This is a genomic window from Lysinibacillus canaveralius, from assembly GCF_047301505.1.
GTDB lineage: Bacteria > Bacillota > Bacilli > Bacillales_A > Planococcaceae > Lysinibacillus_B.
Window position 1 is genome coordinate 2,315,239 of the sequence record NZ_CP154840.1, and the last position, 24,784, is coordinate 2,340,022.

28 protein-coding genes and 1 pseudogene are annotated in these 24,784 nt (G+C 37.1%); 8 read left to right on the forward strand and 21 right to left on the reverse strand.

Annotated elements, in window-relative coordinates; all coding sequences use genetic code 11:
• Nucleotides 1–241: 241 nt before the first annotated feature.
• The gene (locus AA0Y26_RS11695) at nt 242–1,603 is read right to left on the reverse strand and encodes a PLP-dependent aminotransferase family protein (protein ID WP_413361820.1); all 1,362 of its coding nucleotides are present in this window, start codon (nt 1,601–1,603) and stop codon (nt 242–244) included.
• 89 nt (nt 1,604–1,692) lie between these two features.
• On the opposite strand from AA0Y26_RS11695, the gene AA0Y26_RS11700 reads away from it, so the two are divergent.
• Complete coding sequence (locus AA0Y26_RS11700; RefSeq protein WP_413361822.1) at nt 1,693–2,286, forward strand: GNAT family N-acetyltransferase; 594 nt, start codon at nt 1,693–1,695, stop codon at nt 2,284–2,286.
• A gap of 128 nt (nt 2,287–2,414) precedes the next feature.
• Here the strand turns inward: AA0Y26_RS11700 and AA0Y26_RS11705 are convergent, their stop codons facing one another.
• Together AA0Y26_RS11705 and AA0Y26_RS11710 are read right to left on the reverse strand one after the other, a co-directional pair.
• Entirely contained in the window at nt 2,415–2,843 is a 429-nt protein-coding gene (locus tag AA0Y26_RS11705; RefSeq protein ID WP_413361824.1) for a MarR family winged helix-turn-helix transcriptional regulator, read from the reverse strand.
• A gap of 18 nt (nt 2,844–2,861) precedes the next feature.
• Nucleotides 2,862–3,614, reverse strand: coding sequence for an SDR family NAD(P)-dependent oxidoreductase (locus AA0Y26_RS11710; RefSeq protein ID WP_413361826.1), 753 nt, complete (start codon nt 3,612–3,614; stop codon nt 2,862–2,864).
• 208 nt (nt 3,615–3,822) lie between these two features.
• Between AA0Y26_RS11710 and AA0Y26_RS11715 the strand changes: the two genes are divergently transcribed.
• Nucleotides 3,823–4,374, forward strand: coding sequence for a histidine phosphatase family protein (locus tag AA0Y26_RS11715; RefSeq protein WP_413361828.1), 552 nt, complete (start codon nt 3,823–3,825; stop codon nt 4,372–4,374).
• 18 nt (nt 4,375–4,392) lie between these two features.
• Complete coding sequence (locus AA0Y26_RS11720; RefSeq protein WP_413361830.1) at nt 4,393–4,854, forward strand: NUDIX hydrolase; 462 nt, start codon at nt 4,393–4,395, stop codon at nt 4,852–4,854.
• Nucleotides 4,855–4,908: 54 nt separating this feature from the next.
• On the opposite strand, the gene AA0Y26_RS11725 is transcribed toward AA0Y26_RS11720, so the two are convergent.
• Both AA0Y26_RS11725 and AA0Y26_RS11730 read right to left on the reverse strand, forming a co-directional pair.
• On the reverse strand, nt 4,909–5,391 hold the full coding sequence (locus AA0Y26_RS11725) for a GNAT family N-acetyltransferase (RefSeq protein ID WP_413361832.1): 483 nt from the start codon (nt 5,389–5,391) through the stop codon (nt 4,909–4,911).
• 615 nt (nt 5,392–6,006) lie between these two features.
• Nucleotides 6,007–6,819, reverse strand: coding sequence for a DUF2785 domain-containing protein (locus AA0Y26_RS11730; RefSeq protein WP_413361834.1), 813 nt, complete (start codon nt 6,817–6,819; stop codon nt 6,007–6,009).
• Nucleotides 6,820–6,930: 111 nt separating this feature from the next.
• Here AA0Y26_RS11730 and AA0Y26_RS11735 point away from each other — a divergent pair, with 111 nt between their 5' ends.
• Nucleotides 6,931–7,617: a hypothetical protein gene (locus AA0Y26_RS11735; protein WP_413361835.1), complete on the forward strand. Its 687-nt coding sequence runs from the start codon at nt 6,931–6,933 to the stop codon at nt 7,615–7,617.
• Between the two features lie 34 nt (nt 7,618–7,651).
• Here the strand turns inward: AA0Y26_RS11735 and AA0Y26_RS11740 are convergent.
• The 3 genes and pseudogenes from AA0Y26_RS11740 to AA0Y26_RS11750 form a co-directional block, all read right to left on the reverse strand.
• Nucleotides 7,652–8,294 (reverse strand): annotated as a pseudogene (locus AA0Y26_RS11740) (2-pyrone-4,6-dicarboxylate hydrolase).
• A gap of 42 nt (nt 8,295–8,336) precedes the next feature.
• Nucleotides 8,337–8,777, reverse strand: coding sequence for an NUDIX hydrolase (locus AA0Y26_RS11745; protein ID WP_413361837.1), 441 nt, complete (start codon nt 8,775–8,777; stop codon nt 8,337–8,339).
• A 147-nt stretch (nt 8,778–8,924) separates the two neighbouring features.
• A complete protein-coding gene (locus tag AA0Y26_RS11750; RefSeq protein WP_413361839.1) occupies nt 8,925–10,136 on the reverse strand; it encodes an MFS transporter in 1,212 nt (403 codons plus the stop codon).
• Between the two features lie 307 nt (nt 10,137–10,443).
• On the opposite strand from AA0Y26_RS11750, the gene AA0Y26_RS11755 reads away from it, so the two are divergent.
• Complete coding sequence (locus AA0Y26_RS11755; RefSeq protein ID WP_413361841.1) at nt 10,444–11,358, forward strand: ADP-ribosylglycohydrolase family protein; 915 nt, start codon at nt 10,444–10,446, stop codon at nt 11,356–11,358.
• Between the two features lie 709 nt (nt 11,359–12,067).
• Here AA0Y26_RS11755 and AA0Y26_RS11760 read toward each other — a convergent pair.
• From AA0Y26_RS11760 to AA0Y26_RS11785, 6 genes are all read right to left on the reverse strand, one after another.
• Entirely contained in the window at nt 12,068–13,810 is a 1,743-nt protein-coding gene (locus AA0Y26_RS11760; protein ID WP_413361843.1) for a methyl-accepting chemotaxis protein, read from the reverse strand.
• 523 nt (nt 13,811–14,333) lie between these two features.
• A complete protein-coding gene (locus tag AA0Y26_RS11765) occupies nt 14,334–15,026 on the reverse strand; it encodes an HAD family hydrolase (RefSeq protein WP_413361845.1) in 693 nt (230 codons plus the stop codon).
• Nucleotides 15,023–15,622: a histidine phosphatase family protein gene (locus AA0Y26_RS11770; protein WP_413361847.1), complete on the reverse strand. Its 600-nt coding sequence runs from the start codon at nt 15,620–15,622 to the stop codon at nt 15,023–15,025. The genes AA0Y26_RS11765 and AA0Y26_RS11770 overlap by 4 nt, the downstream gene beginning before the upstream one ends.
• Before the next feature lie 71 nt (nt 15,623–15,693).
• Nucleotides 15,694–16,326: a VC0807 family protein gene (locus AA0Y26_RS11775; RefSeq protein WP_413361849.1), complete on the reverse strand. Its 633-nt coding sequence runs from the start codon at nt 16,324–16,326 to the stop codon at nt 15,694–15,696.
• 58 nt (nt 16,327–16,384) lie between these two features.
• Nucleotides 16,385–16,573 (reverse strand): hypothetical protein, encoded by a 189-nt coding sequence (locus AA0Y26_RS11780; RefSeq protein WP_413361851.1) that lies wholly within the window; start codon nt 16,571–16,573, stop codon nt 16,385–16,387.
• Between the two features lie 171 nt (nt 16,574–16,744).
• Nucleotides 16,745–17,260 (reverse strand): hypothetical protein, encoded by a 516-nt coding sequence (locus AA0Y26_RS11785; protein ID WP_413361853.1) that lies wholly within the window; start codon nt 17,258–17,260, stop codon nt 16,745–16,747.
• A gap of 376 nt (nt 17,261–17,636) precedes the next feature.
• On the opposite strand from AA0Y26_RS11785, the gene AA0Y26_RS11790 reads away from it, so the two are divergent.
• Nucleotides 17,637–18,113 carry an N-acetyltransferase gene (locus AA0Y26_RS11790; RefSeq protein WP_413361855.1) on the forward strand — a complete coding sequence of 159 codons (477 nt, stop codon included), beginning with the start codon at nt 17,637–17,639 and terminating at the stop codon, nt 18,111–18,113.
• On the opposite strand, the gene AA0Y26_RS11795 is transcribed toward AA0Y26_RS11790, so the two are convergent.
• The 3 genes from AA0Y26_RS11795 to AA0Y26_RS11805 form a co-directional block, all read right to left on the reverse strand.
• Nucleotides 18,076–18,747 carry a protein kinase gene (locus AA0Y26_RS11795; protein WP_413361857.1) on the reverse strand — a complete coding sequence of 224 codons (672 nt, stop codon included), beginning with the start codon at nt 18,745–18,747 and terminating at the stop codon, nt 18,076–18,078. The two genes, AA0Y26_RS11790 and AA0Y26_RS11795, sit on opposite strands and share 38 nt — an antisense overlap.
• Before the next feature lie 106 nt (nt 18,748–18,853).
• Nucleotides 18,854–19,192: a DUF3889 domain-containing protein gene (locus AA0Y26_RS11800; RefSeq protein WP_413361859.1), complete on the reverse strand. Its 339-nt coding sequence runs from the start codon at nt 19,190–19,192 to the stop codon at nt 18,854–18,856.
• A gap of 417 nt (nt 19,193–19,609) precedes the next feature.
• Nucleotides 19,610–20,482, reverse strand: coding sequence for a DMT family transporter (locus AA0Y26_RS11805; RefSeq protein ID WP_413361861.1), 873 nt, complete (start codon nt 20,480–20,482; stop codon nt 19,610–19,612).
• A gap of 781 nt (nt 20,483–21,263) precedes the next feature.
• On the opposite strand from AA0Y26_RS11805, the gene AA0Y26_RS11810 reads away from it, so the two are divergent.
• Nucleotides 21,264–21,821 (forward strand): GNAT family N-acetyltransferase, encoded by a 558-nt coding sequence (locus tag AA0Y26_RS11810; RefSeq protein ID WP_413361863.1) that lies wholly within the window; start codon nt 21,264–21,266, stop codon nt 21,819–21,821.
• Between the two features lie 100 nt (nt 21,822–21,921).
• Here AA0Y26_RS11810 and AA0Y26_RS11815 read toward each other — a convergent pair whose 3' ends face one another.
• Nucleotides 21,922–22,212: a hypothetical protein gene (locus AA0Y26_RS11815; RefSeq protein WP_413361865.1), complete on the reverse strand. Its 291-nt coding sequence runs from the start codon at nt 22,210–22,212 to the stop codon at nt 21,922–21,924.
• Nucleotides 22,213–22,451: 239 nt separating this feature from the next.
• On the opposite strand from AA0Y26_RS11815, the gene AA0Y26_RS11820 reads away from it, so the two are divergent.
• Entirely contained in the window at nt 22,452–22,955 is a 504-nt protein-coding gene (locus tag AA0Y26_RS11820) for a hypothetical protein (protein ID WP_413361867.1), read from the forward strand.
• Between the two features lie 531 nt (nt 22,956–23,486).
• On the opposite strand, the gene AA0Y26_RS11825 is transcribed toward AA0Y26_RS11820, so the two are convergent.
• Genes AA0Y26_RS11825 through AA0Y26_RS11835 form a run of 3 tightly spaced genes read right to left on the reverse strand, consistent with a single transcriptional unit; the run spans nt 23,487 to nt 24,690 of the window.
• Entirely contained in the window at nt 23,487–23,768 is a 282-nt protein-coding gene (locus AA0Y26_RS11825) for a DNA-binding protein (protein ID WP_413361869.1), read from the reverse strand.
• A 38-nt stretch (nt 23,769–23,806) separates the two neighbouring features.
• Complete coding sequence (locus tag AA0Y26_RS11830) at nt 23,807–24,487, reverse strand: DUF3169 family protein (protein WP_413361871.1); 681 nt, start codon at nt 24,485–24,487, stop codon at nt 23,807–23,809.
• Nucleotides 24,484–24,690, reverse strand: coding sequence for a helix-turn-helix transcriptional regulator (locus AA0Y26_RS11835; protein ID WP_413361873.1), 207 nt, complete (start codon nt 24,688–24,690; stop codon nt 24,484–24,486). The genes AA0Y26_RS11830 and AA0Y26_RS11835 overlap by 4 nt, the downstream gene beginning before the upstream one ends.
• Nucleotides 24,691–24,784: the final 94 nt, after the last annotated feature.

Genomic DNA, 24,784 nt, shown 5'->3' on the forward strand with positions numbered 1-24,784 from the left:
CAGTCAACCCATGCTTGTAGCAGACTTTCCCAATTTTATTAGACAATCTAGTCATAATAATAGACATTTTTCATTGGATAATAGACAATTCCGGAGTAGTAATAGACAAAATCACCTTCTTAATAGACAAAACTCTCTTATTAATAGACAATATCGCTGCTAGTTAACTAAATCATACATTACATCACTAATGTATCCGCATTAATCACAATGATTTTTACAAATAATTTCCATTTTTATCTCATTGGTTACTTTTCCATACGTTAGCGAGTAGTCGAACCGCTTCTTCGATTTCTTCAAATGGAATCGCGCCATAGCCAATCATGACATAATGCCCTACTTCTATTGTCTGATACGATGACGAGATGGGATCGATCGCAATACCAGCTTGAGCTGCTAACTGAATGGCTTTCTCTTCAGCCAGCCATTCAGGCAGTTTCAAAATAATATGGAGCCCAGCTAAATCACCGATTATTTCGAACTTATTGCCTAACCATTCATTGATACATTCGAGCAGCTTCTCCCTCTTCTTCCGGTATAATGTCCGCATCTTTGCAATATGCTTCGTGTAAAGTTCACTTTCCATAAATTCAGCAACCACCCGCTGCTCAATTCTTGAAACCGTCGATTTTTGCTCCTTATTAAATTGACGAAATTGCTCATGCAGCTCAACAGGTAAAATCATATAACTTATTCGAAGAGACGGAATCAATGTTTTAGAGAATGTTCCAAAGTAAATCACTCTTTGCAGTTGATCGATTTGAGCAAGGGGAGGAATGGGATTGCCCTTGTAGCGGAATTCTGCATCATAATCATCTTCAATAAGGTAAGTACCTGATTCGCTTGCCCATTTTAATAATTCAAGCTTTCGGTCAATCGGCATTACCATTCCGAGCGGGAACTGATGAGCTGGCGTGACATAATAAAAACGACAGTCCGACTGAGGAAGGGATGCCCCTTTTTCATCGACAGGAACATATTCAACAGATAATCTATTTTGCTGAAAGACAGCAGCTGCTCTTTTGAATCCTGGTTCTTCGATGGCAGCCTGAACAGTGCCGAAAAAGCGGCATAGCTCCTGCAGCTGATGCTGAGTCCCGCTGTAAATATAAACTTGATCAGCATTGCAGGAAACCCCTCTTGATTTTTCCACATAGATGGAAATCTGCTCTCGAAGATATCGCTCCCCCTGCCAGTCGGCGTTTGGTAGATGTGTTGAAACTAGTTGTTTCTTATATATTTTCAGCCATTCTCGTAATGGAAAAGCCTGATCATCTACCTGGCCGTTTTGGAAATTATAAACAGATTTATCCTCTTCTGTCTCCTTTTCCGTTTGGGTGGATATAGGCTGCTGCCATGCTATGTCATAAGGTGAGACAAAGTAGCCGGACCTTTCAGCACTATAAATATAGCCTTCACTTGCTAATTGCTCATATGCCTCCTTCACCGTATGAATACTTACATTTAATTGCTCCGCCAGCTTTCGTTTGGAAGGCAGCTTTTCATTTGGCTTCATAATTTGCTTAATAATTTTCTCTTTTAACTGCTCGTAAATAATTATGTATTTTGATTTATCTTTTGTGAATATGAATTGAAGCTCCATTCGCCCCTCCTGGTATGGTGAAAATAAATGTTTTTGGTACTGTATAGCATACCAAATTTTTCTTTTAATAACGATAAGGAGGGGAAATTATGAAACCACGTATATTAGAAAATGATGTTGTTCAATTGCGGCTTATTGCACAGGAGGATGTAAAAGAGATTTTGGAGGCTGCTAAAGATCCCACTATATGGGTGCATATGTCTGATACCCTATTAACAGAGGAAGCAGTTCTGCAATATGTCGAAAATGCATTAAGAGAGCACGAAAGCGACCAAGCATATAAGCTCATGATCATCTGTAAAGAAACAGGCAAAATCATTGGCAGTACTACACTTTTTGATATATCACTTCAGCATAAACGATTAGAAATCGGCTATACGTGGATTACCCCCGCGTATTGGCGGACAAATATCAACACGAATTGCAAATACCTTTTGCTGACATATTGTTTTGAACAATTAGGGCTACAGCGGGTGCAGATTAAAACAGACCATGAAAATATTCGCTCTCAAAAAGCAATCGAACGACTTGGCGCAACTAAGGAAGGAATCTTACGGAATCACATGGTCCGCAAAAATGGCACAATTCGTCATACAGTCATGTACAGCATTGTTCAGGAAGAATGGCCCGAGGTGAAGAAGCATTTTGAAAAGAATTTGCTGAAAAATCCTTTGATTTTATAGATACTTTCAAAAATAGTCTGTTGTCTGTTCGAAAGGTAATGATTTACGATTAGTTAGTATAAAAGTGTATTTCATTAACGAAAAATGTTCTATCATCCTTCAAGCAGATGATAGAACATTTAAATAAACTACTTATTTTTTATATGAAACAATAGCTTACGCTGAATTCGTATATATTGGTGCAATTCTTCTTCAGACAAGACAGAATAGATGGTTGCATAATAATCTTGACCAAGCATTTCTACTTCCTTTAAAGTAGCAGTTCCTTTTTCGGTTATTGAAAAATAGACTGTGCGGCGATCATGCTGGTCCTCAGAGCGAACAATATAGCCGGCATCCATCAATTTAGTTGAGATAGCTGTAATACTGCTTTTTGAATAGCCAAGTTGTTTTGCTAAATCAATCGGCTTGCATTTTACGCACTTTTTTATCTCACTCAATACGATCACACCCGATATCCCAATTGGTTGTGAAAGCCCTTCTGTAAATTTGATGATGCTTGCATTATTCACTTGTTCAACCATGTTAATCAATTCGTATATACTCGGTTTTTGCATATGATGCTCCTTCAAATATTAGCGCAGCTGAATCGAACCACCATCCACCATGAATGTTTGCCCAGTAATGTACCGAGAGTCTTCAGAAGCTAAAAATACAGCAACTCGACCGATATCCTCTTCTGGTTCACCCCAGCGTCCTAATGGAATGGAAGATAAACTTTTCTCATACATTTCCGGGAATGCTTCTGCCCAAGCTTCTACTGCCGGAGACTTAGCAATTGGGCTGATTAGATTAACATTGATATTGTATTTTCCCCATTCATTTGCTGCTACACGTGAAATGGCACGAATCGCTTCCTTCGCAGCTGCATACGCAGTTTGTGTCGGCTGGCCGGATAACCCAGCCCCTGATGCAAAGTTAATCACGTTCCCTTGAGATTCTTTTAAATAAGGAAGGGCTGCCTGCATTAAATAAAATGTTGGGTAGAATCCTGTGCCAAAAGAAAAATCCATATCTTCTTGTGTAATCTCTTCGAATGGCTTTTGTTTCGAGGCATGCGCATTATTTACTAATACATCTAACTTACCATATTTCTTTACAACAGTTTCGACAACTTTCGGTAAGTTTTCACGGTCTAACAAATCTGCTTGGAAAAACATCGACTTTGGAGAGATTGCTTGAACTTTTGTTTCTACTGCTTTTCCTGCTTCTTCGTTCACATCGACTAGCGCAAGGATTGCCCCTTCTTTTGCCATAGCTAATGCCATACCCGTACCAATACCGCCAGCTCCGCCTGTAATAATAACGACTTTATCTTGTAATTTCATCTTGATCTCACCTCATAAAAGTTTTTTCATCCATATCATAACGCCAATTAGTTCACTAGTAAACTATAAAGAAAATTCTAAATATTTAACTTTGTGTCCTTGTATATCTTTGTCTTCCATTTATTGTATAATAGACTTTGATTGATGTGAAATCAGCGTTAGTTTGATAACTCATATTTTTGATCGGCTATGATGAAGGAGGTAAGCTGTGACTGTTGTCTATTTTGTAAGACATGCCCATTCTAACTACTCCCCGGATGAGTACAATCGCCCATTATCTTTAAAAGGACTTCAAGATGCGAATCTGATAACGGAGAAGTTAAAAGATCGACAAATTGATGCTGTTATATCGAGCCCTTATAAAAGAGCTATCGAAACAGTGCAAGGAATTGCAAAATGGAATAGAAAGCAAGTGATTACTTATGATGCGTTGAAGGAAAGAACGTTGGCATTAGGTCCCGTGGTGGATTTTGAAAGAGCTATCAATCGAGTATGGAACAATCCAGCATTTTCCTACGAAGGCGGAGAATCCAATCTCGCTGTCCAGAGACGAGTTGTACCCGTTTTCCAAAAAATTTTAATGCACTATGAAGACGCTCAAATTGTTGTGGGTACTCATGGAAATATCCTTACGCTCATTTTGAATGCATTCGATCCAGCAATTGGATTAGCTTTTTGGCAAGAGCTGAAAATGCCGGATATTATCAAAGCTGAATTCCAGCAGCTTGAACTAGTCAGGTTAGAACAGATTAAATATTAGTGTGGGAGGAGTATTAGTATGGGATATATTATGGAGCTTCGTAAAAAAGTCGGGACATCACCGGTTATAATGGTCGGTGCATGTGTTATTGTTGTTAGCCCTGAGCAAAAAATATTATTTCAGCTTCGCAAAGATAATGGATGCTGGGGACTTCCCGGCGGTTCAATGGAGCCCGGTGAATCTTTGGAGCAAGTAGCGGTCAGAGAACTTTTTGAAGAAACAGGACTAGCAGGCGCCCAGCTTTCGTTGTTACAAGTTTTCTCTGGAAAAGATATGTATTATCAATACCCTCATGGGGATGAAGTGTATAATGTGGTGGCGGCCTTTATTTGTAATACATATAGCGGGCAATTAATGAAAGAAGAAAATGAAGTGGCAGCTCTTCAATTCTTTTCATTAGATGAGCTCCCAACTGCGATTAGCCCGCCCGATCAAATAGTTGTGGATTATTATGTAATGCAAGTTACTGCTCAAAAATAATAGAGTTTTTAAAAGTGAATGTTTAACGATTGGAAGCAAAGATTGTATAAACATTCACGTTTTTTCTTTTAACATTATTTGTTTTTCTTTTACCATTCCGATACTGATAGCTACTTTTTCTGAAGCTATATTCCCTACTTGAATAAGAGAAATCATCTTGTCTAGTTGTAAAAAATTCAATCCAAAACCTTTTAACGCATTAGCAGCTTCCTTCGCATAGCATCTGTGCCAATGCTTTTCATCTATCCAGTAGCCAATCTCTAATACTTCCTCTTCCTCAATAATTTGAGGGACTATGCCTGCATGGCCAATTTTTTCACCTGTATCTTTATGAATTAACAATTTTAAACCATAATGGTCATTACGTTCATAATGACCGACTATCCAATCGAAAAACTGATGAATTTCATCGTCAGTTCGAACATCCCCCTTCCCAATATATCTAACCATATTAGGATTCTTTAATAATGTTGTAAGAAAATCGATATCGTGGTGAGTATAATTTTCATATTGTAAGCGTTGGCTTGTGAGCAGCAAAACATTGCCTCCTTCCCTTTCAGTTGATGATAAGTATGCTTGAATTTATCCTACTTAAATAGAATGATGTTTCTCAATATCCTGTTCATTACATCTCGCAGCAATTAACATTCTATGTTTACGTAAACCCAACCCAATACTCTATGTTACTACCATCATTGAAGTTAGTATGATAAAAAACGGGTATTTGGAAACGTATCACTCATTGCCGAAAGAATTATACCCGTACTTCCTATGATCATGACGAGGAAAGTCCTATAGCAAAAAGTAGATAAACCAGCAAGTCTTTTATGTTCATAGCTATACCTCCTCCTCATTACAAATACCTCACGTCATCAAATATAGGTTCCTTCAGTGAGTTCCTTATCCATGGATAAAACTTGTGGGTATGCTAGTCTTTATACATCCTTTTGCTAATACTAAATAAAACATATATAAAAATTGGTACGAAGCAATAGAAATAGCTTTCTATTGTAGAGAAATGAAATGTTTCGCTAAGTATCCTGCCTAACAAATAGTAAATTACAATAAATGTAGTAGACCATTTCTTCTTGCTACTAAATGGGGTATTTTTTCTTATAGGTTTCATAAGCTGACTTTTCTGCATAGGTCCTCCTAGATAAACGTTCGTTCATACAGCCGCAAAATCCATTGCTTACTTTGGGGGAAATGTTCATTGCGCTGCAGGTAGATGAATAAAGTATTGGCAAATTTCTTTACATTCCAGTGGATGCGGTATTTTGCATGCTCCTCTCCTGAATAGGCCCCTGGTAGGCTTTCTAACCAAAATAACAGCGCTTTGTCATCTAAACCCTTTTGAATTAATGCTCCAATGATATTAAGGATACGCTCATCCTCTTCATCGATATAAGCAGTCTCTACTAACAGGCATGCCTTCACTGCTTGGAGACAATCATTCATATGTTGTCTATTAAACAGCGGATGAAAAATAGCATTCGTCAATAGATCACTTCCATGTGCCACACTATGTGCCCACCCCTTTTCAGCCACATAACCACGGCGATCTTTTTCTTGAGAAAGATACTGAATGCTTGCCTTTATAGCTTTTTCAATTAATAAAGCTTCTATATTGCATTTTTTACCATCTTTATACAGTATGTCGGCAATGACAAGTGCAGAGAATGAACGTGTGAACACTTGATCGGAGCAGCCCTCTTTTTCTATCCCCAAAAATAGATGCTGATTATCCAAACATCTTTCCAGCAGATGTGTTTCCTGTTTAGGCGTCAAAGCATTATCCCTTATTAGCTTGATAAATGTTGGATAAATACAGTAATCCCGTAAATACGGGTCTGGGTTGCCGATTTCATCTAGCATTCGATTTAATATTTTGTCTAAGTCTTTATTTGATAAATCGATATTTTCATCGCTTAAAAGCCCTTCTAATGTTATGGTTAAATTGGACATTTATTCCATCCCCTTTTAACACAACAATAGCATATGATTCACTGATGTCAATGCGAAGGAAAACTTGATTAGGATCACTTACTCAGATCAAATACGAGAGAAGAGGTATTTATGAAACAGATTGGCTGCCTACACGCACATCATTCAAATATACAATTTACCGAGAGGATCTTTACAGATTTACCGATTAAGGCGTCGCATTTTGTAGATCCTGGACTGATTCATTTTCTAAAAAATAATACAGACACTTGTCAATTAAGCAAACGAATAGTAAATGAATTGAAGTGGATTGAAAAAACGGGCGTAGATATGATTTTAATTACGTGTACAAACTATATTACCTTGCTGGAGCATATAAAACTTAATATCAACATTCCTGTTTTGAAGATCGATGAACCGTTTTTTGAAGAGATCAAACAAACATCAAGACCTGTGCAGGTGATGTTTACAAATGAAGGAACGGTTGCCGGGACCATGGGCCGTTTACATAATTATCTGCGAGGCCAAATTAGTTTTCCCATTGAATATGAAGTAATCCCAAAAGCCTTTGACTTATATATGCATGGTAAAACGACGGAACATGACCAGCATTTATCAGAGTTTTTGGTAAATCAGGACTTTAAGAAGCAAACGATCGCTGTTGCTCAACTATCAATGTCAAATGCAGCGATAGAATACTCAAATAAAAATAAACAATTTATAATTAATCCATTATCAGCAATGAAAAACCACCTTCTCAAGCATTTAAATAGTGAAGAGAAAAAGAGTCAGCACGCTGCTGCTTCAAAAAAGACCTAACGATATTCTATTCGTTAGGTCAAATTATTTAGTATCATCTCAAATAACACTCGTATGGATTACGGTATAATATCTTATCCGTAAACAATTGTTGGATCAGTTCAAGATCAGAAACGGCAAAAGGTCTTCTTGCTCTTGTAGACGGCAAGTCTGTACCGAACATAAGCACAGCCCGGTTTACGTTGCCAATTTTCTTTCATGTTTCTGCTACATCCAGTTCCACCCGGTTAAAGCCTGTCGCCTTTACATTGATGCCCTTGTCCACTAGTTTTAAAAGATGCGGAAGTCCTTCTGCCGATAAACCGAGATGGTTGATGGATACGGCTGGTAATTGCTCAATAACAGAATAAATATCAGGAAGTTCCCTACTATCTATGTATAGCTCACTCTACCAGCCGGCTAGCTCACGAACTCTTCTAGCAAAATGGTCGAGCTTGGACAAATCTTCCGAGCCGCCCCTTTTTGTATTGAAACACAGTGCTCTTACACCCTTTTGATGTCGGTCCAGAATTTCCTCATCCGACACAGAAAAAGGTAACTGGGTAACACCGCAGAATGCTGGACCCCCTCTCTGTAAGAGCATTTTCTAAATATCTTTGATCAAAATCTTGAAATGACTCAGAAACAATCGCTCTACCTTCCTGATAATCGATTCGGAATAGATTTAGAATTCTCATTTCTCTTTAGTCATTTAAACTCAACTACATACACAGGTTTTTTCATTGTTTAGCCAGTTCTTGTTTTATACTTAGTGCTGCCAGCTGAATGCTTTTTTTTACGTAATCGGGAATCTGTTCTGATTCGAGAACCGTTTCTGTATCTAAATAAAGGATATCTGCTACTTCCTCTATTTGTTTAATATAAACCTCTCCTGCCTCATAAGTACATAGAAACACAACAGTCAATACCCGCTCTCCTTTTGCCGTTTTAAGAGAAGAGCTCCATAAATACTGCATTTCTTTTTGAATTGTTATATTGATTTCTTCAGCTACTTCCCTTTTTAACGCCTGTTCGAGCACATCATGAGAAAACCCAGTAGTCTCTACCCGGCCGCCAACAAGTGAAATAGCCCCGGGCTCATGTTCCTCCTGCATGCTTCGTCTTATTAATAACCATTTATCACCCATTGAGATGACCCCTTCTACTACAACCGTATACATTTCCCTTCCCCCTTTGTATGAATACCGAATTTCTTTACTTGTTTCTCTAGCGTCTTAAAAGAAACCTCGAATAGCCCTAACTTGCAATCAGACTACTCGGGTAACCTCTCTTCAATCACCTGCTAGCAAAAGAGTTGATGATCGAACTTACTGTTTGGCTTCTTGCTCATACAGAAGCAACAATTGAATACACAGCATCACTACCCCAACGAGACATATAGCCGATATAGTGAAGACAGATGCTGCACTCCATTTATCCGCAATTATTCCAAATACAAGACTGGCAATGCCAAAAAGCAGTGTCAATAAGGTTCCTTCTGCTGCATACAAAACAGCCAGCTTTTCTGTTGGAGCCGTTTGTTGAAACAACGTCTGAAGGGGTATGCTCTTCATCTGCATTCCAATACCAACAAATAAGGAGCAAATCAATGCAATAACACCCATTGACGTATAGCCGAATATGAAGGTGGCTAATGCCGTTATAGCCGCTCCTATAAGCACAATAGGCTTTCTTTTCGCTTCGACAAACTGATTAAAACGGTACATTAATATACTAATAGAAATTAACCCAGCAAAAAATGCAGCATTTATGAATCCCCACCAAGCACTGTCCTGATTGATTACTTCTACAACATACACAAGGAGAATAGAGGAAATCCAAACCGCCGAAGCGATACTTTCGAGTCCATTGATCAGCAGGAATTTTCTTAATCGTTCATGGCGTATGAGAATAGAAAACCCCTCTGTTGTTTGAGAAAAAAGTGATGTTTTTCTCTGCTCCTCTCCAGCATCTCTCACCTTCTTTAAAAAGAAAAAGGCAACTGTTGCAAGGACATATAATCCAAAAGAGAGGAGGATGACACCCTCTGATGAAAACCATACCAATAATACACCGCCAATCATCCAGCTTGTAACCTGCATGATTTGGTAGATTGATTCTGCAAGACTATTCGCCCTGATTAGTTCCTCCTGCTTCACATAGTGAGGAATAAGGCTTTGTTTGATCGGATTGGCAAAGCCGTCCAAAAATGAAATACTGATGACGAATGCTATTAACACAAAAAAGAGGAATTGCTCTGCATACATAATATATAGCCATAATGTCAGCAGCAATACCGTTTTCAGCAGCTGTGTATAGATTAGTAAACGATTCATTTGAATCCTGTGAAGCAATATCGGTGTCAAAATGCCTGCAGCGAAAATAGCCATCGTCGTTGCAAATGTGACAACTGAGGCATAAAATGCTGAGCCAGTTGTTTGATAGACTATATTAATGAGCACTACAATATAAAAAACATCCGCCAAGTTGGCAGTCGTCTGTCCAAAGATTAATAATGCAAACTGATAATTTTTATTCAATTTCTTTCCCCCATTGTTCAAAATTTCTAAATAATAGGGTCGGCTTATACTGGCTTAATGTCCATGCAAGGCTCCTTCCATGCGAGAAAGGGATTTTCTAAAAATGGGGGCATTTAGAGAACCTCCTTTCACAAGATTGGTTTATTATTTTCAAAAAGTTATAATTAAATTATAAAAATTCTATATTTTCATTATAAAACATTTTGATAAAGATGACACGCCTGTTAGGAGATGTTCAGTCGCTTGCCGAGCAGGAAATCGTTCGTCTTTTAAATAAAAAATATCAATTAAGAATTGGAGTGCTTACATGTCTAACATTTCAAATGCAATCTACGGGTTTACTATTGGGGATGCCTTCGGTGTTCCTGTTGAGTTTTTGGAGCGGGATACATATCAAATAGAGGAAATGATCGGCTATGGCAGCTGGGATGTTCCGGCTGCTACATGGTCGGACGATTCTGCCATGATGTTTATTACAATGAATCATCTAATTAACGAGGGTAATCTTAATCAGCTGAAGAAGGCATTTTGCGATTGGGCGTACCGTGGATATTGGACGTTTAACGATGAGCCTGCCTTTGATGTAGGAATTACTATTAGAGAAGTAATCAATCGGTGGGAGCGAATTGGACTGCATGAATTAGCAAAATCTGATGAATTCAGTAATGGGAACGGTGCATTAATGCGGATACTGCCCATATCATTATGGGCGTATGGCAAGAAAATTCAAGGTGAGGAACTGTTTTTGTTTGTCAAAGAGTACGCGGAGTTAACTCATGGTCATATTCGTTCCACCTTTTGTTGTTATCACTACACCCTTGTTGTCCATCAAATTCTTGAAGGGTCTAGCATTGCCGACAGTATTCGCTATGCGAACGAAGCGTTGACTAAGATGCTGAGACAGTTCCCTGGTGAGGCACAATATTTCGAACGCCTGTTTATAATTGGTGATTTTCCTCGTGATGACATTGCAAGCTCTGGCTATGTCATTGACACACTAGAAGCCGTTTACTGGAGTTTACTGAACAGCAGTGATTATTACGAGGCGATTCATAAGGCCGTTCATCTTGGGAAGGATACCGACACAATCGGCGCATTAACAGGTGGTTTAGCAGCGCTTGCTTACGACACGCTAAATATACCTAACCAATGGCTGAACATGCTTCCAAAACGGAGCGAGATCCAGGAGTTGATTTGTAAGTTCGAAAAGGTATTAAAGTGATTCAGCATCAAGCTAGTTAAGGATAAACACCGTGGGTAATAATAATTTGATTAAGCAATTAATACAAAAACAATGGATACAGAACGCCAACCTTGTTTGCAAATTTAGTGTTAAAGGATAAAGGTATCTACTACGAAGCAACCCAAAATTCATTAAGTTTTATGAAAAAAAGAATACTGGCCGTATAAAATATGGGACATATCCGAATAAGGTTTATCCTATTCTAATTCTCATCAACAGTCCCTGGTTATTTAACAACAAAAAAATTTGGATATAAATGATCAAATTGACGGGCCAATCTCCTATAAAAGAACAAATGCATTAAATTCAGTTGATTTAATGCATTTGTTTTATAATCTATTGTGTGGTTTACCACTGGCTTCAAATATACTGGAATACCTTCAGTAATGGTAAAGTATATTAATGTGCAGAGTGAAGGCATAATCGTTTTTTACTCTGTCTTTACGTATTTTTAGACAGTTTATTAAAGTGAAATTTTACCCACCCTGCCTTGAAATCGTTTGCCAGACAAGGCGTGCCGCCAGAATAGAATTTAAGTTCATGGGCGAGTCGTTCTTTATTTGCGACGAGAGCATGACGGCAGGAGCAGACGAGTAAGACAAACAAAACTGGATATAAAGGCTTGTCAACAGGCTGCGTGAGGAATCTTTTATAGCTAATTTAAACCAGCTAAAAAAGCTCTAGCTTTTTAGAAAGTATAACGTTCCATTATAGAATTCAATTCACGATTTAATTCCGTTAATTTTTCAGCAGCATTAGCGACATCAGCAATTGCATTAATTTGCTCAACTATAGAAGCAGCAATTTCCTGTACAGAAGCAGCCGTCTGTTCTGAAACGCTAGATGCTCCTTCGATTCCTTCACCCATCAACTTATTATAGGATGTCATAACGTCCATTTCTTTATTAACTGCTAATATCGATTTTGCAATTTGTTTAACAGACTCAGACATCTGATCGAACTTACTTTGTGTTAGAACTACATCATCATTTAACTTTTCAGCAGTCTTCATTGTTCCTTCTACAGTTTCAACTGTTTTAGTAGTTTCTGAAACAATGGCGGAAACCACTCCTTGTACTTGATGAGTTGCATTTTTCGATTGTTCTGCTAGTTTTCTGATTTCATCGGCGACAACTGAAAAGCCTCTACCATACTCTCCAGCTCTTGCTGCTTCAATACTCGCATTTAAAGCTAATAAATTTGTCTGCTCAGCGATTGTCTCAATCGTTTCCATTACTTGGGTAATTTCATTTATTTTACCATTCAAATTTTTAATTTCATAACTGACTTCTTGTGATGCTGCTAACGAATCAGTATTTGATTGTTGTAGTTGATGAACTATTTCAATTCCCTCAGATGATATTTTTTCTGCATGTTTTGTAATGTCGTACATATCTTTACTTTGTTTTTCCATTGTTCTTATAGAACTTGATAATAAATCTACTCTTCGGCTTATCTCTTCCAAACCATGGGCTTGTTCTTGTGTACCAGTAGCAATCTCGGTAATTGCTCTACCAACTTCTTCACTGCTAGCCGATGTTTCTTCTGAAATTGCCGATAGGTTTGTCGCTGAATCCAATAAGTGTTCACTAGTATTCTTAGTTTTTTCGACCAGTTTATATAATTGCTGAGACATTTCATTGAATGCAGTTGCAAGCTGTCCAATTTCATCATTTGATTCAGGTAGATTAGTTACATACACATGACCATCGGCAATTTTTATAGATGCTTCAGCTACCTCTTTTAATGTATTTATTTTCTTTCGAATCGCTAAATAAAACACAAGTGAACTTATTATGATGAGGACGATTGTTGAGCCAAGGATAACATATTTTAAAATGTTTAATCCTGCGTAAAACTCATCTTGAAAAACAGCAATCCCGATAGTCCAGCCCCAAGGCTCGAAATATTCCGCATATACTGATTTATCTTTAAATGAGCCATCTGACTGATGATCAGAATAAACTACATAGTGATCTGCTTCATTACTGGACTTGCTTCGTGTAACTATCATCTCACGATTGCTTCTATTATCATCATCCGGAGCTTGGCCCATTCTAGTTGGATGAAGTTGCAAAAATAAATCTTCGTCATAAGCTAAAATATAACCATTTTCTTTATAAGTAAAATTAGACTGTTTGTAATCATACACTCCTTCTTCATCCACTGGTCCATTTAATAATATTCTCGCTTGATTTTTTCCTTCCTCAATGGTTATTTCACCAGTCTCTACTTGCTCATTTATTAGTTCTAATGAGGCATAAGCCCCTTCCACAATACTTTGTAGTTCTCTTTTTCCTGATTCTAGGAGCTGATTTTTGGCTATAAAATAACTTGTTGAACCAATAATCAAGACTGTTACAATTATTATTATTGTAATTAGTAACATTAACTTCCCTGAGATACTTCGTAACTGTAAATTTTTCTTCATTTGCTCTCCCCCATTACTATATATAGATATATTTCGACAGTTATCTACGCAATTCAATGTTATTAATATTATTTTCAATATTTTGCTAATTGATCTATGGAAAGGTAGAAGTGAATTCTTATTATTAAGAAAGAGCATGATTTCTTAAATTACCTGGGAAGCTGGAATAAACTTAAGTACCTGAATAGAGGGCTCTGATTAAGGAAATGTATTACATATTAAATCCTCAAAATTAGGGGATGATTGAATCATACATGGTAAAAAGTAATTCCTTCTTTAATAGTAGGGTGTGATTTTGAGGCCGTACTCCTAGGGAATGATCATACTATTTTTAAAATCCTCATACTTAATACGAAAAGCTCCATTTTGATCAATCTTTTTAAAACAGGGGTTTGAAATGTGCTTATAAACAATACTTTAAAAAAGTTTTTTAATCAAACTTTGTTCCAAACTAATACCAGTCTCATATGCAAATAAAAACGGAAGGCCTTAAAGCTCCTTCCGTTTTTACCTTTTATTCATATTAACGGATTATTGATAAAGAATCTTCTCCTTCAATAGACTCGATTATTTTTAGAATTTCTAGTAGATCATTCACTGCATAACCCGTATCAGTTCCTCGCTCTTCAAACCATTCATTTCTTTTCCATACACCGATCATACCTGCCTGATTAGCCGCTTTCACATCATTGACCGGATGATCGCCTATATAAATGCTTGCTGATACTTCTACATCGAGTTTTGTTAGCGCCCGATGGAAAATTACTGAATCCGGTTTCTTTATTCCTTCCCATTCTGAAATGAGTATGGTCTCAAACTCGCTTTCGATGCCTAAAGCTTTAATATTATCAAGCTGGAACTGTCCGTAGCCATTTGTTATAATGGCTAGCTTCAGTCTTTTGTTTTTCAGCTGTTGAATCATGCTATGTATATGTTCATAAGGGACACAATGGTGCTTAAATTCCTGGAGGTAATCCGCTAAAAGATCTCCAGCAGAATACGGGATACTGAATTCCTCTACTAGCTGCTGATATACTTTGTCTTTCCATACATAACCTCGATCATCCAGTGCGATAAATCGCTCAACATACATTTCCTTCTCAATATGGGACAAGTAAGGTTTAAGACGCTCGTATTGGTTTTGAATGAAAAGACGAACAGAGGTATCACGGTCTAGTAATGTACCATCTAAGTCAAACAGAACAGCCTTGATCATGTGAGTTCCTCAACGTCTCTTACAGACAGATGGAGTATTTGATTATATTCAAGTAAATCCCACTTATTTTTTTCAAATTGAAATTGAATTTTACTCAAACAAGCATTATGAAGTGTTGTTTTTCCTGAACCAATTTGACCATCTGAAATAACCGCTAAAATGGTGTTTATCACAGCCCCATGTGCGACTACAACGATACGCTTATTGCAGTAACGCGAGTGAAGAGAACTAATCCCTTCCATCACTCGCTTTGTAAGCACATCTCTTGTTTCCTGGCCTGGATAAAGACGATTAGGAAAGCGGCGTATTCTTTCCACAGCACTCAATCCCTCTGCTTCTCCATAATCTCTTTCAATAAATGCTTCCAGTGTAATTAAGGGCTTTTGAAGAAGCAGCGACAGAATTTCTGCTGTTTGCTTCGCTCTTAAAAGCGGGCTGCTGATAATTATATCCCATTCACTTTCCGCTAAATAATATCCGCATCGCATCGCTTGGTCACGACCAATAGAATTGAGAGGGATATCCGTTCTCCCTTGTAGTCGCCCCTCTTTATTCCAATCTGTTTCACCATGTCTAACTAAACAAATTTGGGTCACCTAACCACCTCTATTTCATATAGAATTAGAAAAGCCCTGCCTTCCCGCCATAAAGTGATCCATATATAAGATTACATAGCCGGGTCTGTCTCTTTTGGATTCCGCTGTCCCCCTCCCTTAGCAACATAGAGGAAGCCAAGAGTGGTAAGGATGGTAAGTGCCCACGATATGATCTGTTTAAAAACGATGCCTTGCTCGAACGCTTCTACACCATACTGCTTGATTAGATATACATTCACTGCTGCGATTATTAGTGAGCGTAGACCAAAACAAAACGTAATGAGATGGAGCACAATCATATTTCTTTTTAAAAAGAGATAGGTTTTCACGTTGGATCGTTCGTAACCCATCATTTCTGCCCCATCTAATGCAAAATAATAAGCCAATGGTCGCTTCACCAGCATACTTGCCATATAAAAGAGCCCGATAAATGCTCCGTAATACACATTGTTCCAAAGCATTTGAAGTGCAGAGCCGGACAAAATATCAATAAGTGTCCCAACAAGCAGCATAACCAGTAAAAATAATCCGGAAAAATTGATTCTCTTTTGTATGATGAAACTAAAAACTGTATATAAAATTCCTGGAACAGAAGCCAGTAGCATCGTGACATAATCGCCAAGGCTTTCACGAAGCGTATTCCACATAATAAGTGGAATTGCTAAATAAAATAGTAAATCGAGCAGTATTGCTTTCCCCTTCATAAATCCTATAACCCCACTATTCATGTTTTTACTAGACAATTATCCTATATAAATCAAATCATTTCTCGGCAGCATTGAATTTTCTTAACTCCAAAATCCCTCCGAGGAACCCTATAAAACCGCTTACTGCTAATAGCCAGGACATCCAATTAGCTTCAGATGTTTTGTCCATAATATGGTATGCACCGTAAAACGATAAAACAAGACTGCTAATCAAACCAATTGAAATGTTCGTTTTATGTTTCACTTTGCTCCCCCTCCCACTTAACTTCCTTTTTCCTATCCTATGTACCTATTCTACAAATATTTCCAAATCCCTTTTATGTACTATTCGTATATAATTATTTAAACAAACTAGCTGGACCTTTCCCGACAAGCAAAAAAAGTATATTTGAATCGTTCTCATCTATACGTTCCATTAAGTTAACAGTATCCAATAACCTGCTATATTGATAGCTCTAATTACTTGACTATCTATTTTGGCCTCACCAACAGCAAAGACAGTATACCACTTAAATGAAAACTCATTGATTGTATAGGTATTCGTTTGAATTTGCAAGTGACCTTGAACGATCACTTCCTTTACTTCCACACATGTATTCCCTGCACAAAAAATATTTTGCTCATCTTGCAGAAATGTTTCAAAATCATTTGGATTTGTAGGAACGCGGTAAATTGCAAAATAAATAACAGCGAACAAAATAAATACGATGGTTTTCTTTGCAGATAGCTTTAAATGAATAAGCAGACCAATTGCACAAAGGAGAGTAAGCCAAGTAACCCACATTACATCAAAAATCACGGCAAAGAAAAATGAAGTAATTACTAGGAAAGAAAGATAACGCTGTAGAAATTCTCCTTGTCCTTTGATGAAAAAAATATAAACAGCACAGACAAAAATTAAAACAAAAAATAATACATTCCCAATGATCATACAGACCTCCTACATCTGCTAGCATTACAAGTTCTCAATATTACCCAATATTATACAACAATTTGAAATGATTATATGTTTTTCTCAGCTGCCATGATAGCTTCAAAAGGAAATGAAGAGGTTTAGAATCAGCGAGCAAGAAGAATTTTTTATTAATTTATGGAATCTGTCTATAAGTGAAGGAGCTTACTTTTATCCCTCAATAATGAAAAGCATGTTCTTTTCAAGACACCCCTTTTGCTTGTCCGCTTCATGAAAGTAAAGCCTATCATCCTATTTAATAAAATTCGAAATTGACAAATAATGAAATACATAATATTTTATATTTATAAATATAATTGTTTAAATATACAAATGATGAGGGTGTGTTTTGAAAATGTTGATTAGAAAAGCTAAGGTAACAGATGTTCCGGGGATTTATAATTTGATTGAGCATAACGCAAAGAAAGGGCTAGTGTTAATACGGTCACATTCTTCTATATGTGAAGATCTTTTAAGCTTTTATGTTGCAGTCGAGGATGATGAAGTCATCGGTGCCGGAAGTTTGTATATTTATGATGAAACATTAAGCGAAATACGATCCCTCGCCGTTTCAGACAAACATATGAAAAAGGGAATCGGAAAGAAAATTACTCAAAAAATTGTTGATGATGCAGAACAGCTGGGTATTGGTAGAATGATTTCCCTTACCTATCAAGTGGATTTCTTTTCTAAACTCGGCTTTGAGGTTATTCAAAAAGAGACAATTCCCCAAAAGGTTCGAAAAGACTGCCTAGGCTGTCCAAAATTTTTCGCTTGTGACGAGACAGCAATGGTCATCCTATTAAACGAAACAGCAGCCTTCCAACGTTAAGGGGTTGGAAAGCTGCTTGCTTCTCCTCTCTTATCTCCTTTCCACAGGCTACACACCGTCTATCTAGATCTTCCTTGCCATATGTATGGATTTCCTTTTCGATGCCACACGACGGGCACCTTTCAAACGCAATTTGAGCTAGTATACCAGCCTCTGCAAGGGGAACCCATTTGTTTTCATACAAAGTCTTTGTCATCCCATAATCAATTAATATTAGATTTCCTTTATCATCAAGTCCATAGTTGCCGCTATCTCGAAAGTCAAATCCGTCAAGCTCCTGATCAATAATAGATAACGCCTCTTTTAAATCTACAGTCAGTCGCTTTTCCTCCTGTAGATTTAAATCATAGCTGCTATTGTTACAAAGCGGCAACTGCTCATAAAATGGCTGGATCATGAGGTGTTTGTCAACATATAATATTGGTGCAACATGAGCCGCCAAATCTCTTGTAAGTAGAATTTCATAAATTGCAGCTTCATTTTGTGTTTGGAGATAACCTATTTCATGTACATATTTCTTTATGACGAACTGTTTATATTTGAATGCTTTCCTGGTAGACCCAATCCCCACAAAATTTTCATTTGTCAGCACGTCATTTAAATTAGCTATGATAGATTGTATCGTTGCTTCCACTGCTGCCCTCCTTTTATTTACAACTCTTAAATTATACAATATATGGAATTTTTGTATACCTTAAAGATACTGCTGCTCGGAAGGCAGAAGAAAATTATCTGTAGTATTACTTATCCGTTTCCTGCTCTTTTACCTCAAGAATTTGCTCGGATTTAGTTGAAAATGTAATGTGTAAATAGAGGCCGAATTCACGGTCCCCTTCCTTTAACCAAAGTTTAAATGTCTCAGTTGTCTTTTCATCGTTCATTTCTCTGCCTATATGCAGATAATCGATAATGGATGCGTTCGGATATTTAGATTTTGCATGCTCCATTGCTACCCTTCCCCATTTTGCATAGGCAGGTGCGGGTGTTTCCTGCTGTTCAGCATTTATAATTGTCGGTATATACGTTATCGCTGCTCCTACGGCAAGAACAGCTCCTATTGTCACTAAAATTTTTCGCATAACTACTCCATCTCCTTTTAATTAGCATGGAGAAATTAGCTTTAATCATACGAGTCATTTTTTGCTTCACTGGCACCTATCGTAGACAATCGATTCTTTGGATAATTTTAAAGTGCATTATCGATAAAAGTATATGGTAAAATATTCAATTAAAGGTTTGCCGTGGGTCGTTATCACAAGGTAAGTAGTAAGCAGAGGAGGATAAAGCTCACAATGATGTACAAATATATGTCTATGAACGAAAGGTTAAGAATGGGCCGGAAATAATTGTCCTCTATGTTAATGATGAGATAACGGTGTTTGATAATATTACTGCCATCTAATATATTGTCTATATGGTACTCTATTGTATATTTGAGTAATATTAAGTAACGGTTTAAGTAAAAAAGCTTCCCACAGAATGGAAAGCTCGTTAAATCAAACATTTGCAATAGATTTTTTAAAGCTGGGCTTTACTTCGGCTATAACAATAGCAAGGAAAATCAAGAAGCAGCCGAAAATCATTCTACCCGTCAAGATTTCATTTAAAATGAGGACTGAACATAATGTTCCGAAGATAGATTCTGTAGAAAGAATTAAGGCGGATTTCGTCGGATCTGCATATTGCATCCCAATATTTTGGCATACGTAGGCAACAAGCGTACAGAATACCGCTAGATAGACAACTGTTAGAATACCTTCTGTGCTTGCTGATGTCGGTACTTCTCCAAGCCCAACTACACCAATCCAGCTTAAAATGGAGGCAGCGAAAAATTGTACGATTGTCAGCGCTAATGCATCTTCTTTTTTCACAAAGACATTCGTATAAAAGATATCAAATGCAAAAGCAATTGCACAAAGTATGGATAGCATATCTCCTACATTTATTGTGAAGGAATCCTGGAGTGATAAGAAACCTATCCCAATAATTGCAATTAAAGCAGCAGTAATTTCAAAGCGGTCAAACCGCCGTTTATAAATAACATAAGCAATAATCGGTACAACGATTACATTGATTGCGGTTAAAAATGCATTTTTTGATGGAGTCGTGTATTCAAGACCTAGTGTCTGCAAGGCAAATGCCGTAAATAAAATAGCTCCTAATATCGAGCCCTTCCAAAAAACACTCTTTGAGATCATCTTTAATTTTTTGTGGAAAATAAGCGCTAATAAAATAGCAGCAAACGTAAAACGGAGCGCCATCAATTGGAGAACTGTCCAATGCTCCAGGCCCATTGCCATCCCAACAAAGCCACTTCCCCACATAATGGCCGTGATGAGCATCAGCAATTCACCTTTATATTTCTTCATTCAAAACCTTCTCTCTTAGTGATAAAAGTTATGCCAAGAATCAACCTATATGGCCAACCTCACCACCTATGTAGTTAACTGTAATAATTAATATACAGAGGAAAGTATAATAATTCAATAGAAGTCTTATTTATTTTAGACCTAGTATTTTTAAAAAAGTAATTTAAGCACATGATTACTTCGCTCGGCATTCTTCCTAACCTCAGTCTCTTTAGAATATATACTAGACAAAGCTTTTCTAAAAGCTGCCCTACCTTTAGCGAATGTTAGGGAGAATGATCCTCTAAATTTTAACAGGCGCTATGTAATAGTATCTTTTTGTAACGGGTCAGTGCTAGTCCTAAATCAACGTTAGGTCCTTCTACTATATATGGGGCTATTTCAGACAAACATGGTAAGGAAAATATATTCCAGTCCTCTAATTCAGAAACCAGTAAGTACATTCTTTTAGTAGAAGCTCTTTGGCTTTATAGATGACACTCTCCATTAAACATAGAAAAACAGATTGTTCACGACACTGATTTCTTTCTGGAAATCAGTGTTTTACATAGCGGTAAAAAAATTTTATTAGAAGAATGTTAAGAAGTTAAATTGTGGGTACTTATACTATAGATCGTGAGGTGAGCACTAGTCTCTGCATTATTTTTCAAATTTATTTAAGTAGGTTCTGAAAAATATATTATTTAAATAAATTATAGAATAGAGAAAAGTAACAGTATATACTTAAACCTTCTATTAGCAGCTATACTGCGGAACCAAGAGGTGTAAAGGGGGAAAACGTTTGATTCAACTAAAATTAGACAAGCATGATCAAAAATATGCAGAAGAGATGGCTAGGCTTACATCAGACTCTCGGGTGAAAGATGCTTTAGGGCTGAATGATAAGCAAGTTTCCCTGCAAGGAACACAAGAATATATTGATTTTATTCTTCATGAAGAAAAGCAATTTAAACAGTTCTCCAGGGTCATGCTTAATAAAGATGATCAATTAATTGGAGTAATTACGCTGAAATCTATATCCCCGTATCGTAAAACTGCTCATATTGGTACGTGGATCGCTGCGCCGTACTGGGGCATGGGATATAACCAGCTAGCCAAGGAAATGATGTTAAAAATCGCCTTTGAAGAGATGGGTTTAGAATATGTATTTGCAGGTGCTGCGGTACATAATCTTCGTTCTCAAAAAGCCCAGATAAAATTACCTTATATGCTGATTGATGTAGGGACGAAATTTCCTGATGAGCTAGAAAAAATTGAGGCAGAAACACATAGCAAATGTATCCTAAATGTTATTACAAAAGATCTTTTTTTAAGGCATCTGCAATCCATCAGCCAGTAAAACTCATGTTTCTTCATTCACAAGCTAAATTGAATACCAATCTCTATTAGAGATCGGTGTTCATTCCGCTAGCGAATGGGAAGACACTTATGAGCCTGTATTAACTCGACAGCACTCGGTATAGCTCATGCTCAATTTTTTCTTCATAGTCTACTGTATATTTAGCTTCAAAATCGTTATTATCTAGTTCCGACATTTCCGTATCATCTATACAAATATATGCATTTTCCTCTTCTGCACTTGCCATAATCAATTTTTCATAATCCTTTGTCATATCAGGTGCCATATCGTTTTCACCGAAATAATTCAATACAAGATCGATCGATTTTTCTGGGAAAATCTTTTCCTCTACTACTCTTCCTCTCCTGATTACTCTCATTGTAATAGTCATATATACTACCTCCTGTTTTTTTTATGTTACTTGCTTTCTATTTCAGATTCCTCATTAACTCGAACATTAAACATGTATCTTCTTTGAATGTCTTTCCCTTAATTATAAGAAAGAAGGCACTATTTAGAGGTTATTACCCATTTTTTAGAGAAATAAAATAAAGGGATGATTATATAGAGTTTGAAAGGAAAACAACCGGCTTTTCTGTTTGACCGGTAATACAAAATGGGGTGGTTTACATGATCAAAACAATTTTTCAGGAGGCAAATGCCTTTACAGTGAGAGCAAAAAAGCTTGGGCAGTCTCTCATAGGACGAACTGCTACCAGTGAAGAAATTGCTTTGCTGCACACAAATTTTGGAAAAAGATTACCAGATTGGTATGGAAGTCTAATTGCTAAGGTCCCGCTTATTCATATGGAGATAGGCTGGCAGGCATTCAAGCCTGAAGAAGATTTTGATGGTATTGCCTATGTGGAAATATACCAGCCAAGAGATATGATTTATGAATCGTTCAAGGCATATCCCGGCATTCCGATTTTGGAACATGGCTATGTTTGTATTGGCGGGGATCCAATAGGTTCTGGGGATCCTTACTTTGTTCACTTTGAATCAAATCAATCAGCGGTTTATCAAATTTTCCATGATGCAGGTGATAATCCAGAACAAATTTTAAAATATGGCAAAGTCCAAGTTGCTGCTTCCTTAGACGACTTTTTTAAAAAAGGAATCGTGCCGGAGTGAACTGTTCATCCATTATCCTTTCAATGCCAGCATGATTAAAATTAGGATGCATAGCCTTTTAAGCAACAAATGACTATTACTCCAGGCTGTAAAGCTTCTGCTTATAAAAACCAGTTATATGAGTTATTCCTCAAGGGTGATCTACTATCATATTACATTTTTTATGTTCACTAATTTAATGTTTAATATTGTGCAGATGACTGTCAGCATGAAATTTTTATATAAATATAGCTTTCTAATCACAATTTTACATACCTTCTAGGCAAAATTGATGACCCCTTATGCAGCGTTAATTGTATTCGGCTATCTCATTTGTCTTCTTTCTTTGGGTCATGTTTACCCATTGCTATAACATGAGGTACAGTTTTAGCTGAAAGAGACGGAAAAACAGGAAACTTCCTCTAATAAAAAACACAGCATAACAATTAATGTTATGCTGTGCAGTCCTCTTATTGCATGAGTGACTAAGTACTATCGTATTATAACACGTAATTAAACTATTATACTTATAATTGCTCCGCTTCTTTTAAGTTAACTTTTGTATAATTCATTAGAAGAGAGCCAGTTCATAAATTGCTGGTATGGGTAGTAAGTTGTTCCCTTGAGCTCAATTTTTGGTGCACCTGGATGCTTTTCAATTAGCTCCTCCAGTTCTTCCCTGCTCAAGTTGACATAATAATGTAAATCACTCTCTTTAATGAGCGTACGATATCCGCTGCCCTTTGTTCCAGCATGCATGTTCTTTAAACCATCTCCAATAAAATAGCCTAGTGCGGCGAGCCCTATGGCAAACCAGAAAAAACTAATGTCCATTGTATTTTCCTCCATTTTTTTAAATGATAATAGTACACCTATTTTCCCTTAACGCTCAGAATATACTGGATGTTTGAAAACAATAAAATCACTGCAATCACGGTAATACCAAACAATTGAGATGCCCCGCTTGCGAGCGAATAAAACAGCAAAAGCAGTATACCTAACATCAAGAGCGAATTTACTGAATTAAAGCTTTTGTATAGACCTTGCAGCATCACATGTCTTTCACCCTCATCAGATATCTCCATCAGCTTCTTTGAATAGTCCTTGTCATTTGGAGAAGGAAAAGAACGCTCCGGGTACATGATTCTTATAAGTGTTGGCTTGATAAATGACAGCACAAGGCTTATAACAAGGAACAATCCACTTATCGAAATCATCCAAAGAGGCTGCTCAGTAAGTGTACTCGTACACGTGAATAACAGATTCGTGATTAATGTAGCATGCATAGCCATTGAAATATCGCTGAATCTATTGTATTTCCAGTCATCTAGTGCATCCTCCTCCTCGCCTGATACCTCTTTCTGTGCAGCTTGTTTGAATTGGAAGTAATATATAGTTGAGCCGATAATAAGTAATGCCCCTGCTACTAATAAAAATAAATTCAATTCAAATGAAAAACGGGCTAACGAAAGCGCGATGTCTCCCTTTAAAATGGCTAACGTAGCAAAAAATCCAACTATCGCTCCCATTAGTGCCTGTGCAATCAGTTTCATTTCAGTTCCTCCTCCTCAAAAATAAAAATACTTTCTATAGGCTCATTGAAGATTCTTGCCATTCGAACAGCGATTAACAGAGAAGGTACAAATTCCTCACGTTCAATCAGGCTGACTGTTTGACGCGATACCTTTGCTCGCTTCGCCAGCTCGGTCTGATTCATTCCTTCCCGTGCTCTAAGCTCCTTCAATCTTGTTTTCAATTCCTTCACCTCTTACATTAAGTGTAAATTACTTTATCCATTTTGACAAGTAAATTTGTCAAAATGTAATATGCATTTGTCAACACATCCATTT